Consider the following 14,780-nt stretch of genomic DNA (forward strand, 5'->3'; position numbering starts at 1 on the left):
CAGCTAAAGTAACCTATTTATAATTTCAACCTCGTCATTTTCATAACGCATGAATAGCTTTTTGTGCACTCCTTTTATTATAACATAACCATCAAACAACAGCCTTTTACAAGGCAATTTAGTCTTATTCTCCTCTGCAAAAATCTGAGGTATTTTGTTACCATCTTTAAATTTAAAATAAGTTAAATAGCCATCATCAAACAACTCTATTGGTATTATATCAGCATTAGCGCCTTCTTCGATATATGTATAGTTGTACTTTGTATCATTTTCTTGTATTACTTCTTCTGGCTTATCTACAACATATTGCATTTGAGTAGGCGTTGATATCTCATCCAAATCAACATCAAATTCATCTTCCTCCTGAGGATAATAAAAACGCACTACATAAGATATATCTTTTTCAGCAGAATAATCATGACTTATTTTCTCAGCATCAGTATTTGGGTATTTATCATAGTTCGGTCTTGAGATTAAATCAAAAATGTAGTTTCTTTTTTTTGTGGTTGTAATAATCATGTTAGTGCGGCTACTAACCTCAAATGGCATGATAAGTAACTTATTGTCATAAGGGCTAATTTTCCAACTTGACGCATCACCAACAGCAATATTTTTAACTTTTTCCCCCTCTGCAAATTCAATATAAGAATAATAACCTTGACTAAAAATAACCGTAAAAACTTCATTCGGACTATATACAAAAGTCTTTATTCTACTATCTATAGAAATAGGCTTACTGTAGTTAACCGATGCACTTAAACTACCACTTATCAGTAAAGCTAAAACTAATAATGTTCTATACATACTCATCATCTACCCTATAAGAAGTAACCTGAAACCCCAATGGGTTAACATATCTTTGCTGATCGTCCATCTTAAGTGATGCATACCTATATGACATGATGACTATTTTGTTTTTTCTTACAAAACTTCCATCTTTTCGTGTAGATTCGACGGTAAACCTTACCTGAACAGTACCATCACTCAATTTCTGAATTGAACGAACCTTAAACTCATTTTTAACAAAATCTGAATATAAAAGGTCATCCATATTCTGCAGTTTTATATCATTTCTAAATTCATTATATACATCGCTTGAGGAAAATAACCTCACTTTTGTGTAGTAATTATAATTATAGTTATATGGATCAAAAACCTCTCTTGATTTTATATACTCTGCAATAAAATGATTGTTCAGCACTTCATCCGCGGAATATTGTTTTACCGTAACAGGATCAACCCATTGCACTATCCCTGACTTTTTCTCAATCTCTATAACGAACGGTTCAATAGTACTACTAGTGCTAATTTTAAATATAGCTAATATGCTTATAGAAATTGCTACTAACAATATTAATGTAAATAAAAGTAGAGTATTTCTCTGAGCAATAACCATGCTATAGCGATTCGAATTCCAATTTACATCTTTATCCAACGACTTACTATCTTTCTTTTGTTTAAAAAATTTTAGCATCTTAGTATTCTTAAAATTTTAACATACATTAACGAGTCCAGTAAATTAACAAAGTAGTTACAATAAAAAAACTAAAAAACTCTTAATCTATGGCCTAACTTGCCAAATTTTGTCTCCATATATGAATTATTATACTTATTACGCTCCATAATGAGTGGTAGACACCTTGTCACCTCTATACCACTGTTTCTCAACTCTGATAACTTTCTATCGTTATTTGTAAGTAATTGGATTTTTTTGATATCCAACTTCTTGAGTATTTTAGCTGCAACAGCAAAGCTTCTTTCGTCATCTTCAAAACCCAATATTCTATTTGCATCCACAGTGTCAAGGTTATGTTTTCTCTGCATATCATATGCCCTTAGCTTATTAGTTAAACCAATGCCTCTTCCATCCTGCATAAGGTACAATATAATGCCACCACTAGAGTCAGCCATTATTTGAATCGCTTGATGCAACTGGCTTCTACAATCACACGATAAGCTGTCTAACAAGTCGCCTGTATAGCATGAAGAATGAATTCTCACCAGTGGTTCACCGTCTTTGTTTGGATTGCCAATAATAATCGCATAATGTTCTTTTCCACCACTGTAGGTTCTGTAAGATATTATACTAACTTTTTGAGTTTGCTTCAAAAATAGAGATGTTTTACACACTTCATACACACCATCATCTTGTTGAAAATGATTTATGAATGATGTGTCCAGCGAAATAATGTCATTTTTCTCACACCAATCTTGCATTTCATTCTTATCTTTAAAAGTCATATCAACCACTAATGCGTATGGCAATAATTCTGAAAACTTAAGTAAGGTAGTGGCATATCCATCTATTATCTTTGAACATTGTAACTCTTTTATGTGGTCTTCCGTCGAACAGTTTACTAAATAGAGCAGCTCATCAAAGCTGTTCACCGGTAAGCGTTTGCTACCACTTTCTCCATCCTTTAATGTATACTGCACTTTACTCGAGGTTAAAGTAACATATAAACTATCTGATATAAACTTATACTGACCAAATAGATCTTTTTCTAAAGCATCAGCAGCAGCAAACAATAGATAATCACTGCCATCATATATCATAATTGGCAGGCCACGCCTGATTTCGTTGATGGCTCTTTCTACTTTATTTCTAATTTGATTTCCTATAAACATTTTACCTATATAAACAACAACAAGAAAATTGGTGCGGCCGAGAAGACTTGAACTTCCAAGGCTCATAAGCCACAGCGACCTCAACGCTGCGTGTCTACCAATTCCACCACGACCGCGCTTTATTCTAGTTTTTATATAATTATTTTAAATTACTTAATCATTTTAGAATTTTTCATCCAAAGTGTCAATCTGATACTAGGATAATTTAAGAACTGCCTGTATAATTAAATGACAAATTTTGTGATTATAAACTTTAATTACTTAAGATAATCACATTACTAATTTTTAACTTAGGTTTTTATACAAATGAATATAGCTAATGTTTTTATTTTTTCAGTTTTATTTCTTATAACCAGTTTTCATTCTATCCATGCACAGATACTGTACGCGTGGTCTCAAGTCATTCCAGAAAACAAATTAAGCGTACGTGCAATTACAAAAAATGATATGTGTCCCATTGCTTATGTTGATGGTGAAGGAGTAGAAATGCTAAATCGTAGCTCAATTAATACCGGTAACCATACCGAAACAGTTTGTGAACTGGCAATAGAAACGAGTGCTAAAAACGTTAGTATTGATAATATACAGGTTCCCATACTACCAGAGAAGATTAGCAAAATTGCTTTTATTGGTGACACGGGCTGCAGAATAAATGCTTTATTTCAGCAGGAATGTAATTCGGTAGATAGTTGGCCTTTAAAAAAAAATTTAGATTCTATTGCTCTACATAAACCAGACCTAACTATCCATATTGGCGATTATCACTATAGGAAAACAAAATGTAGAAATACAAACAAGTGCGGTGATATTTATGGACATAATAAAGAAGCTTGGTACGCTGACTGGTTTGATCCTGCAAAGGATATCTTATCGCAATCTTCTTTCCTTTTTGTTAGAGGAAATCATGAAGACTGTAACAGAGCCTATGAAGGATGGTTTAGGTACCTAGATCCATACCCACTTTCATCTGAAAAATGTGTAGATTGCGTTCCTAGCTGGTCTTTAGATGCTGGACCAATTAGATTCTTCATTTTCGACTCTTCGTCTGGTGAAGATATTTTTATAAATCAAAGCATAACTGATACTTTTGAAAGACAATTTGATAAATTAATTCAAGAGAGTTCTGATAAACCTACGTGGTTTTTAACTCACAAACCGCTGTGGAGATCTCCAAAAAAAGAATTTCTGACACTAAAAAGCCACGGCAATCTTACACAAATTGAAGCTTTTGGAGATAAATTTCCGAGCAATGTCACTACTATAGTTTCTGGCCACATTCATATAGCTCAGATATTATTAATGGACAACGTTCCAGACCAGGTCATAGTTGGAAATGGTGGTGCATTACTACACGCTCAAGACCAGGAACCGATTTACCAAAATGTAGGATTTAGTTACCCAAATGACAAACATTACTTAGCACACGAAGTTAGAAACTTTTTTGGTTTTGGTTTTGCAATATTAAATTTAGACGATCACGAATTTACTTTCTATAACCAAGACAATAAGGAAATGTATTCCACGAAATTAACGGAAGACTTTAAGCTTAAGGTATATTAGAGCTACGACTTTATACTAATATAGCTTTATACTAATTGTTCCAATGTATAGTATTAAAGTCTATATATAACCTAATTTTAAAAAACTCTACTTAAACATTTTTTTTAACTGGTTAATTTCATCAGCAAAACTTGAGTCGGTTTTTATAAAATTTTCTATTTGTTTTACTGCATGTATAACGGTAGCATGATCTCTACCGCCAAAGCTTCTTCCAATATCTGGAAGACTTTTTTGCGTAAATTTCTTAGCAAAATACATAGCTATTTGTCTTGGTCTGACAAGACCACGGAGTCTTCTATTGGAATGCATATCTGCAACCTTTATATTAAAAAACTCGGCTATTTTCTTTTGTATTTCTGCTATTGTAATTGGTTTATGATTTGATCTTAGAAGATCTGCTAGAGTTTCACTGGCTGATTCTACCGTCATACTCCTCCCGATCAATGAGGTATGGGCAACCTTATTTAGTGCTCCTTCTAACTCTCTTATATTGGATTTTATGTTCCTTGCTAAAAATTCCAAGACATCATCTGGAACATACATATTCATTTGTTCCACCTTGGCCTGCAGTATACCAAGTCTTAACTCAAAAGTTGTTTCATTAATATCTGCTACCAATCCCCAACCAAGTCGTGACTTTATTCTTTCCTCTACTCCATCGAGGTCACTAGGAGATCTATCGGCTGATATAACCAACTGCTTATTTTGGTCTATTAATGCATTAAAGGTATGGAAAAATTCTTCTTGTGTACTATCTTTACCACTGATAAATTGCACATCATCTACCATCAATACATCCACCGACCTAAATTGTTCTTTAAATAACATAATATCTTTACTTCGTAGCGCTGTAATATATTGGTACATGAATTTTTCTGCTGACAAATAGGCCACCTTTCTTTTTGCTGAGGGAGAATTGACTATGTGCCAAGCTATAGCATGCATTAGATGTGTTTTACCCAGCCCCACTCCGCCATATAGAAACAGAGGATTACTGCCTGGTATTGGATCTATAGACTCTGCCACACGCTTTGCAGCCGTAAATGCCAGCTCATTTGGTTTTCCCACTACAAAATTATCAAAGGTGAACCTTGAATCCAGCGGTGAACCAAGACTATGATTACTTTCCTCCTTGTTCTTTGTTATAATATTAGGATTTGAACTCTTTTCCTCGGTCACCTGAATATCGATAGAACGTATACTTTTATCCTCATTTTGCCATAACGATAGTATCTTTTCCATGTAATGAACTGTAATCCACTCTTTTATAAATCTTGTCGGCACAGACAACAAAATTTCTCCATTGCTACTACTGACAAATCTAAGTGAACTCAGCCAACTGTTATATGTTGCCTCTCCATAAAGATTATAAAGACAACTTTGGATTTTTTCCCAAGCAATATTGTAATCCGTTACTGTAACAATCTGGTCAAAAAACATAGCAGAAACCTTAGGGTTAATTAAGCTCATACACCACACCAAGAAAAAAAGCAATAATTAGAAAACATAAGATAATCAACAGCTTGCTGTAAAGTGAAAAGCTAACACTACTTTATACACACTAAAAATTATGGTGATTTTTGATGAGTTGTAAAGGGTATAAAAGCACTAAAATTGATCATTTTTCTTTCAACAAATAAAACCTCGCTTGTCTCAAGGATTATAAGTGCACCAAAAAGATAATAATATATTATGTATAAATAAGATGTTAAATTTATTGGCAAAAAAGTAAAGTGTCCGTATAAACATAGCTAATTTAATATAAATTTACTGAAGCAAATCTATGATAATATTAAGCAATTTAAGTTGTTACGCTAAATTTGGTATTGAGCTAGAATTTTATATCGAAGCAATAAAAAAAGAGCATTTATTTCTCAGTAATATTAAAAACAGAATAGCTTCACTTGGATTTTCCTGCGAAAAAGAGAGTTCCATACATCAATATGAGATAAAAAGTAATTGTTACATTAACCCTAGTAATTTAATTAAGCATTTTGAGTTAGTAAAAAGATTAATTACTGAAATAGCACAAAAACTTGGTGGGAGTGTCTCTTTCAAAGCAAAGCCCCATTTAAATAGAGCTGGCAGTGCACTAAATGTACATGTGAACCTAATGGATTTAAATCACAACAATTTATTTTATTGCAGTGAACAAAAATACAGCGATTACTTGATTCATAGCATTGGTGGATTATGTGCCATGATGAAAAAACATATGTTATTCTTTGCTCCAAACGATGATTCATATCTTAGGTTTCAATACCCAGATATTCACACTCCAACTACAGTTAGTTGGGGTGTAAACAACAGAACTGCTGCAATCAGGATTATAAATTGTAACGGTAAATGTCGCTTAGAGCATCGAGTCCCTGGAGCAGATTGCAACCTTGAAAAAGTGCTTGCAGCAATAATCGAAGGTATCTCTTTTGGCATAGAAAACAAAATTTCCCCACCAAATAGAGTATACGGTGTTGCATCTGATCCTCAATACAAGATGAAAAGCTTGATATGAGCTCTAATACCAAGTTTCATTGAAAATGGAACAAATGAAAAAGAACTTTTTTTGCCTATAGTTAAAGAGTTAAGCAAATTTACAACATACCACATTTGCCTTCCTAATAACAGAATTTGGTATAACTAGCTCAAGATATATTTCATAACTAGGACCCAAGTGAATGATCTTTATTTGACGTAGTAGGCGTAGTAGGGATTGGAAAACTATGACTATCACCTTCGACGACAACACCCTCAAGACCTTTTGCGCACTCAATAAGCACTTTAATTTTGATATTGTCTGCACCTAAATTTTTTTCGATTTTTGAGTTGTTCCCAATCTCTACAGACAACGGTTTTTGATCTGTTGGTGGTATTTCAAATACCAGATGTATCCTATGTCTGGGCTGATTTCCCGTATCATGACCCATATTCTCATTGTTCTCGCCAAGATTAGACTGTTCTTTATGCACTCCTGACACCTTGCTATTAGCAGTACCACCAACATTAACTACATGGCTCGGTTGAAGCTGTTCTCCACACACTTCCGATATCCCACTATTAGCAGTACCACCAACATTAACTACATGGCTCGGTCGAAGCTGTTCTCCACACACTTCCGATACCCCATTACTATCAGTATTTTGAGGTACAGCACCAGGTGAAGAATTATCTCTACTACGCTGCATTCTTAAGAACTCCTCGACTGCGTTGCATAAGAGAACATCCTGAATGTATAATTCCTTATTTTGTTTTATTAACTCCATATCCTGCTCTAGCGATAATATATGATTTTCACCATTAGATCCTTTACCTATGAATTCGACTATTTCAGCTATTCCATCACTACCTACATTCATAACCATGGTACACCTTGAAATTCCCCTTCCGGACTTATCTTTTATAGGCCACTCACTTATCATTTGATACCATGCACCTTCTTTAAACTCATAATATCTTTTTTGATCTTTCCGATGAGCACATATGTCATGCCTCTTATTGCAATAAATATTCAACTTATCAATACTTTCCTCCTGCTGTAAAATATCGCTAATCTTAATTGGCTCACTATCACTATAGTTAATAAGATTAATGTTTAAGGTTTTATCAGCATTGCCAGTTTCTTCACAGTAAGCTTGAAAACTTGCTTTTCCAAAGTATTTACTTGCAATTTCTCTTCCTTCCTCTACTAATTTTATGTAACCACCCATGCTTTTCTTAAAGCTCTCACTGAAAGATTTGTCTTCCTCCTCTGCTGCACTTATACATCTTTGTTTAAAATCTTCGTCATTCATCATATCATAAAAACACCACTTATCCTCATAACCTCCTTTCACGGTAGCAAAGTCGTTTTTTCTTTTCAAAAGTATTAAGAAGCGTATCTTGTCTGCAAGAATTCGTAGTTTATAATCTGTTACTACCTTACTTAATTGAGAATAAAACTCTTCATACCCAGTAGTATTAGGTATAACGTCATAACGCTCGGAGCATTCTTTCAATTTCTTCAGGTCTTCACATGATTTTTCTGCAAACGATAAGATAACCTTCGTTATAGTAAGGTTTTTAATGTTAGAATTTTCTTTCTCCATTTTATCGATAGAGTCCTTTAGACCAATAAGTTTAGACAGCGCAAAATCTTTAATCCTCTTGTCTTTAAATTCCTTGATACTATTTATATCATTACTCCCTTGTGAATGTGAAAGATAGTTGTACAAATTCCACACGTATTGAATTGCACGTACAATATTCTCTCCATTTTCTATAAGTTTAGTTGTCATGCTATACCTCCTCTATGCTTATACTACTCTAATTAACATGTTCCTTTTAAAAACAGCCAAGCTGCTAAAAGCTTTCTCTACATAAACTCTGACAATGAAATGCTGAAAGTGACTGTGAGCGTTAAACTTGATCTCAACTTTCTTGCTTTCTGCTACACACTGAATTTACCTTCACCATACATCACTATGCAAAGCTGCTTTGCATAATAAGTTGGTATTTAAAATCGCGCAAGTGTTTTTTATCACTAAATAAGCGTTTTTTTACTGAATAATAGCTAATTAAGATACAAGAGTACTTTCAGGAAGCTTAAAGCTCAATAACGTCTTCCCTCTTGGGGCTGGTTGAAATTAGATGAATTGGTACACCTATTAATTCCTCGATCTTCTTCACATATTTTATCAAATTTACAGGTAGTTCCCCGACTGATTTCTTACCCTGAGTGTTTTCCTTCCAGCCAAAGAATTCTTCATATATCGGCTCTAATTCCTTTTGTATCGAATGTGATGCGGGTAAATAATCATACACTTCTCCATTATATCGATAACCAGTGCATATCTTCACCATATCAAAAGAATCAAGGATATCTAGTTTAGTGAGTACAACACTTAAAACTCCAGAGAGTTGCACTGCCTGGCGCACTAAAACTGCATCAAACCAACCACAGCGCCTTCTTCTGTTGCTCACTGTTCCAAGTTCCTTGCCGATAGCGAACAAGCTATCTCCTACTTCATTTTCTTGCTCAGTAGGAAATGGACCATTGCCTACTCTTGTTGTATAGGCTTTTGCTACACCGATAACGTGAGCACTAGAAGAAAATCCTGAGCCTGTCATTGCTTGTGATCCTACGGTGTTGCTTGAGGTAACGAAAGGGTATGTTCCGTGGTCAATATCTAGAAATGTGCCTTGGGCGCCTTCAAATATTATTTTTCTTTCCTCTCTCACAAAGTTATTTAATACCTGCCATACTGGCTTCTTATACGGAAGAATTTTTTTTGCAATCTCTGCAACTTCCTTTAACAATTCTTCTTTCTTTGCAACCTGATAGCCTAGGCCCTGTCTGATAGCATTGTGGTAACTCAGAAGAGTATCCACTCTATTGTTGAGCTCATCTGTATTTTCTAAGTCACAAAGGCGTATGGCTCTTCTTCCAACTTTATCTTCATAACATGGCCCTATTCCTTTGTTTGTCGTGCCAATTTTGTGATTCCCGTTCAAATCTTCAAAGAATTTTTCCTTGTCCTTATGTATGCTAAGTATTAATGGGCAGCTTTCAGATACCATCAAATTGCTCGGATTGACATCTATTCCCCTAGTTTTCAATGACTCTATTTCTGAGATTAGAGCATGTGAATCAAGAGCAACACCGTTGCCTATGATAGATATTTTACCTGCCCTTAAAACAGCAGAAGGCAGCAAATTTAATTTATAAACCTCATCATCTATTACTATAGTATGTCCTGCGTTATTTCCTCCCTGAAATCTCACGACTACGTCTGCATTTTCAGAAAGATAATCTACTATTTTACCTTTTCCTTCGTCTCCCCACTGTAGACCAACAATTACAATACTATTCATCAATATCTTTTGGATTAACATGTAAATATTAACGCAGTATGCTACAAATGCAAGAGACTTCTTGCGTAACAAATTTTCAGCAACGTATTGAAAAAACCACTTGACAGTTTCAAAAAGTCTGCTTATCATGTGGCTGAAGCTATTTATTTATCTTCAGTCTGTGCAGATTAAATGAGAAAAAAACTTAGCATATTTGGCGTCTCATGTTTAATTTTTTGCACTATGTGCACCTTACGTCTTTTTAAAACTTCTGGTTTTTTACCTATACAAGCTGAAACGCGCTTATAAGTCGTTTAAGACATCAAAAACGCCAATATCATAAGATAGATAGTGAATAACTAGCTACTCGGGGTTTCTTTTGCTTTTTTTCTGCTTAGTGAGTTTCTTAAACGTTTATGGCTAAGGTTAAGCTGCATTAAAAAGCAGCTAAGTCGCACTTATTAAACGTTTAGGATAAAAAAACGCCAACATTTCGACACAAAAGTAAATAACTAGCTACCTCGGGGTTTCTTTTGCTTTTTTCTTCATTTGGTAAATTTCTTAAACTCTGTCATTCCAGCGCTTGACGCTGGAATCTAGGAAAAAAAGAGTGGATCCCAGTGTCGAGGCACTGGGATGACAAGAAGAGGGTACTAGGATGACATCGTAGAGACTACAGGGATGGCATCCACAATCCTGTCATTACAACGTGTAACGCTAGAACCCACAACTCTGTCATTCCGGCGCGTGATGCTGGAATCCAGCCTTATTTTCATTTTTACGCAAAATCGAAAATAAGAGGTCTCTTATATTGATCCACGCAAATAGATAAGCCTTATTTTCATTTTTATATAGAATCGAAAATAAGAGGTCTCTTATTTTCATCAAATGGTGTCATTCCAGCGCGTGACGCTGGAATCCAGGAAAAAAGAGTGGATCCCAGTATCAGCTACTTGGATGACATTATAGGTGGCTACTCGGATGACATCATTAGACTACTTTGATGCATCGTAGAGGCTACAGGGGTGACATCGATAACTCTGTCATTAAAGTAGCGGACACTGGAATCTAGTTTTTTCCATTGTCTGTGATTTCAGTCCTTCAACATCTCTAGTCCCACTTTGTAGCTGGGGTAAATTAGAGAGATACCAAGGTCTCTTTTAATTTTTACATTACTTACTTTTTTTGATCCTAAATAGAAACTCTGTGCATAATCTGGTAAGGAAGAAATTTCTACTGGCTTGGGAACATCAACATTTAGAAGCTTGGCTGCGTATGCTACCACTTCAGATTGTGTAGCAGGTAAATCGTCTGCACAATTGTATATTTCACCGGGCTTTATATTTTGCATGGAAGAAAATAGGATATTCGCTATATCCTCAACGTGGATGCGAGAAAATAAATGCCCTGCTTTGTGTACATTTCTTGCCTTATTGAGTTGCAAGTCAATTAATACGTTTCTACCAGGACCATATATTCCAGCTAAACGAAAAATATGTATAGGTAATTTACTGTTTAGCCATTTCTGCTCGGATCTGAGGCGGCTTTTTCCTCTACTTTCTATAGGCTTTGTTTCGGATTCTTCTGTGACCCAATTACCAGCATGGTCACCATAAACACTAGTTGCGGACAAATAACCAAGCCACTTGATATTTTGAAAGTAGTAACCGTATCTCTCTAGCACATCATCACCATCTGGCGGAATGGAAACGAGTACATGTGTTACATCTTGAAACGTATCTTTGCCCACTTTGTTGTAATGGAAGAGATTGATGTTTTGTACGTCTTGATTTCTTGAAGTACCGCTAACTTTCCAACCTAAACTCAGTAACTTTTTAGATAGAAATTTAGCTACATATCCATAACCAAAGCAAAACAAGTGCATGGAAGTTAGTTTTTGAAATTTTTCTTGATAAACTCTACACCTAATTTTATTCCCTCTTCATTGATAATGTGTCCTAACCCGTGAATTGGGTGTCCCTCAACATTTACTCCGTTTTCCTTTAGGGCTTTGACTGCCAAGTCAAGAGAAGAAAAAGGTACCACATCATCAGCATTGCCGTGGATAACACATACATTAGGTTTTGATTTGATCTGTGTTGCAACTTTTGCAGGTGAAAGAAACCTGCCAGAATATGCAACAACCGATGCGCAAGGTTGAGAGCGAGTAAGAGCTGTGTGTATTGCAAGCATTGCTCCTTGGGAAAACCCAACTAAAGAAAGTTCTATATCTTTTAGGCCAAGCTCTTTCAATTTCATATCAATAAAATGGTTTACTATTGACGTAGCATTTTTTACTCCGTTATATAGTGCTTCTTCACTGCGATCTTCTAAACTAAACCATTGGTAGCCATCACCTATTTCTCTTTCAAACGGAGCATTGGGTGCGACAAAACATGAGTCAGGCAAAGATTTGCTCATAACTTTAGCAAGATGAACAAAGTTATCACCGCTTGATCCCCAACCATGTAAACAAACGATTAAATTTTTCTTATTGCCACTTGCACAAATTTCTGGACCTTTAAGTTCAATCATTTCTTTTCTTTTTGTGTTTATACCTTTATTTAACACTGATTCATGGATTTGTAAAAGCTATATTGAATATTTTTATTAAAGAAAAAAGGAATTGTGTAATGGTTTATTTAGATATATATTTCAGTTGAAAGCTATGGGCACTGATAATCAAATGGTTTTTAAGATCTACAAACCAACAAAAACTGCAACACAATCTGGTTTGGGTAATACACACTTTTGGTACCTAAAAACTGAGCCTGATTCTTATTACATTGAACCTCTGATGGGGTGGGTCGGTTCGAAAAATCCCAGAAAGCAAATTGTGTTAAAGTTTGATACCCTTGAAAAAGCAGTATCCTATGCAAAAAAGTGCAACGTTAAATATATAATTGAAATGCCAAAAGAGATTAAGAGAATACCAAAATCTTACGCAAGTAATTTCACATCAAAGTAAGCTTTATCGCAGAAATTAATAGTTTAGAACTTGTAGGCGCTTTACCATTCAACTTGTTCATCCGTTTTTTCTCAAATAAATAATTCTTATTGCAACGCGAACAATATCTACCATTCTAATTATAGTATATACTAGTTTAGTAATAAATTAACCAATACACATTATAATATTGATAATTGTAAATTTATTGTGAGATTTTTATGAGTGAAAACAAACACGTTTTTAAGATAGTGCCAGGGAAACAGTTAGAAACAGCCTTAGAAATATACAAAGGCAATAAAAGCGGTAATGTAATACGTGAGCTCCCCGATATCGAATATGGTGACCCTATTGATAAACCGAGAATTACTGAAGCTGCTTTTATACCATTGTATGGTAAAAGTGGTGAAGTGTTAAAATTACCAGTAAAATTTTGTACTAATGTTGGGCAGCATTCTGTTGCATCAGATATAGTAAACTGTATTGAAGAAAGGGAAGGGGATCTGAAAGCTCAATCTTATAACTGTAAATGGAAAGAAGAATTGAATAAACATGATACGAATTGCATTGAATATTGGAAAGGATATAGATGTGTGGTAGATCATGTAAATAATGAGAACTCTTTTGTATATCTTAATGGCGAACTAGTAAATATAGCATCACAACGTTTTGCTGCTAGAGAGACTCACAGTCCGCATCAATTGTACTGGCCATCTTTTCTTCTTGTGCAACCTGCAAAGTACCAATACATAACACGAGATGAGAGCGGTAAATACTATTTTTCGGACAGAGAAGGAAATATTATCGACTCACCAGATAATGAAGTGCTGCAAAAAAGCATGGCACATTGCAGCAGAGAAGAAGCAGAAGAAATAATAAATAATATACTATCTAATATATCAGATTATATATTGTCATCAAATGCATTTATTAAATTCCTCGTTAAAGGTCTCTCAGATGAACAGCTAAAAACTCTTACTAATAGTATTAATGATAAACAATTACAAGCTATAGCAAAGTATTTAACTGATGACCAGCTTCAAGCTTTAGTTGATCATTTAACCAATCACCAGCTAGAAACTCTTGCTCAAGAATTAAATGAGACAAAACTGAAAATTATCGTTCCTACTTTAAATGAAGATCAACTTGGAAGTTTAGTGAGAGGATTGGAACCGGATCAGGTAAAAAATCTTTTGCCTCACTTAAAGATGGATCAGTTTAAAGCATTTATTACAAATTTAGATCCTGAGCAGTTTACAGTGATTGTGAAAGACTTGGCTGAGCACCACCTGACAATACTTTCTAAAGAATTGGGAGTTGATCAGCTAAGAGCTCTGGTAAGTAGCCTGCAAGAAGATCAACTAAAAGATTTGGTTAATAAGCTGGATGATAGGCAGCTCGTAGCAATAGCTCAAGATTTAACTGACCCTAGCAGAATTAAAGTTATAATTGATTCCCTAATTGATCCTGAGAAACTTCAGATTCTTGCTCGCAATATGTCTGATGAACAATTTGCAAAACTTTTGAATGAGCTAAGTCCAAAAGATCTAAAGGATATTATTCATAAACTGCCTTATGAGAAGGTTATATCTGTGGCTGATCAATCGGGTAATAAAGGTCAACTTGATTCTATTGTTAGAATATTGGAGGAGAAGCTTGAAGATCAGTTCAAACAAAACAAAGAGGTTATTGAGATGCTCAAGCAAATCAAGGAGGACATGCCATACTTTGCACATAATCAAAATTTCACAGCAGAAGATGGTGATACATATCCTTATGATTCGTCAATACTTGTATAATTGAAATTTTTACTTTTTAA

At 34.7% G+C, this 14,780-nt stretch carries 13 protein-coding genes and 1 tRNA gene; 4 read left to right on the forward strand and 10 right to left on the reverse strand.

The window, feature by feature from the left end:
• Positions 1-3 precede the first annotated feature (3 nt).
• The 4 genes from virB9 to HF196_RS03580 form a co-directional block, all read right to left on the reverse strand.
• Positions 4-810 carry a P-type conjugative transfer protein VirB9 gene (virB9, locus tag HF196_RS03565; RefSeq protein WP_246198625.1) on the reverse strand — a complete coding sequence of 269 codons (807 nt, stop codon included), beginning with the start codon at positions 808-810 and terminating at the stop codon, positions 4-6.
• On the reverse strand, positions 797-1,474 hold the full coding sequence (locus tag HF196_RS03570; RefSeq protein ID WP_168455843.1) for a VirB8 family type IV secretion system protein: 678 nt from the start codon (positions 1,472-1,474) through the stop codon (positions 797-799). Before HF196_RS03570 ends, virB9 begins: the two co-directional genes overlap by 14 nt.
• Before the next feature lie 71 nt (positions 1,475-1,545).
• On the reverse strand, positions 1,546-2,628 hold the full coding sequence (locus HF196_RS03575; RefSeq protein ID WP_168456282.1) for a GTP cyclohydrolase II: 1,083 nt from the start codon (positions 2,626-2,628) through the stop codon (positions 1,546-1,548).
• A 29-nt stretch (positions 2,629-2,657) separates the two neighbouring features.
• A tRNA-Leu gene (locus HF196_RS03580) sits at positions 2,658-2,744 on the reverse strand.
• Positions 2,745-2,934: 190 nt separating this feature from the next.
• Between HF196_RS03580 and HF196_RS03585 the strand changes: the two genes are divergently transcribed.
• A complete protein-coding gene (locus tag HF196_RS03585) occupies positions 2,935-4,188 on the forward strand; it encodes a metallophosphoesterase family protein (protein WP_168455844.1) in 1,254 nt (417 codons plus the stop codon).
• Between the two features lie 87 nt (positions 4,189-4,275).
• Here HF196_RS03585 and dnaA read toward each other — a convergent pair whose 3' ends face one another.
• Positions 4,276-5,658: a chromosomal replication initiator protein DnaA gene (gene dnaA, locus HF196_RS03590; protein ID WP_168455845.1), complete on the reverse strand. Its 1,383-nt coding sequence runs from the start codon at positions 5,656-5,658 to the stop codon at positions 4,276-4,278.
• A 313-nt stretch (positions 5,659-5,971) separates the two neighbouring features.
• Between dnaA and HF196_RS03595 the strand changes: the two genes are divergently transcribed.
• Positions 5,972-6,700, forward strand: coding sequence for a type I glutamate--ammonia ligase (locus HF196_RS03595; RefSeq protein WP_168455846.1), 729 nt, complete (start codon positions 5,972-5,974; stop codon positions 6,698-6,700).
• 148 nt (positions 6,701-6,848) lie between these two features.
• On the opposite strand, the gene HF196_RS03600 is transcribed toward HF196_RS03595, so the two are convergent.
• The 5 genes from HF196_RS03600 to HF196_RS03625 all read right to left on the reverse strand — a co-directional run bounded on the left by HF196_RS03600 (position 6,849) and on the right by HF196_RS03625 (position 12,549).
• A complete protein-coding gene (locus HF196_RS03600) occupies positions 6,849-8,459 on the reverse strand; it encodes a hypothetical protein (protein ID WP_168455847.1) in 1,611 nt (536 codons plus the stop codon).
• 307 nt (positions 8,460-8,766) lie between these two features.
• Positions 8,767-10,035 carry an adenylosuccinate synthase gene (locus HF196_RS03605; RefSeq protein ID WP_168455848.1) on the reverse strand — a complete coding sequence of 423 codons (1,269 nt, stop codon included), beginning with the start codon at positions 10,033-10,035 and terminating at the stop codon, positions 8,767-8,769.
• Between the two features lie 714 nt (positions 10,036-10,749).
• Positions 10,750-10,899, reverse strand: coding sequence for a hypothetical protein (locus HF196_RS03610; protein ID WP_168455849.1), 150 nt, complete (start codon positions 10,897-10,899; stop codon positions 10,750-10,752).
• Between the two features lie 208 nt (positions 10,900-11,107).
• Positions 11,108-11,899 carry an SDR family oxidoreductase gene (locus HF196_RS03620; protein WP_168455850.1) on the reverse strand — a complete coding sequence of 264 codons (792 nt, stop codon included), beginning with the start codon at positions 11,897-11,899 and terminating at the stop codon, positions 11,108-11,110.
• Positions 11,900-11,904: 5 nt separating this feature from the next.
• Positions 11,905-12,549 (reverse strand): alpha/beta hydrolase, encoded by a 645-nt coding sequence (locus tag HF196_RS03625; RefSeq protein ID WP_168455851.1) that lies wholly within the window; start codon positions 12,547-12,549, stop codon positions 11,905-11,907.
• Between the two features lie 133 nt (positions 12,550-12,682).
• On the opposite strand from HF196_RS03625, the gene HF196_RS03630 reads away from it, so the two are divergent.
• Both HF196_RS03630 and HF196_RS03635 read left to right on the forward strand, forming a co-directional pair.
• The gene (locus tag HF196_RS03630) at positions 12,683-12,982 is read left to right on the forward strand and encodes an NADH dehydrogenase ubiquinone Fe-S protein 4 (protein WP_168455852.1); all 300 of its coding nucleotides are present in this window, start codon (positions 12,683-12,685) and stop codon (positions 12,980-12,982) included.
• A gap of 200 nt (positions 12,983-13,182) precedes the next feature.
• Complete coding sequence (locus tag HF196_RS03635; RefSeq protein ID WP_168455853.1) at positions 13,183-14,760, forward strand: magnesium transporter MgtE N-terminal domain-containing protein; 1,578 nt, start codon at positions 13,183-13,185, stop codon at positions 14,758-14,760.
• The last annotated feature ends 20 nt before the right edge of the window (positions 14,761-14,780 follow it).

Origin of the sequence: Wolbachia endosymbiont of Ctenocephalides felis wCfeJ, assembly GCF_012277315.1 — a bacterium.
Lineage (GTDB): Bacteria > Pseudomonadota > Alphaproteobacteria > Rickettsiales > Anaplasmataceae > Wolbachia.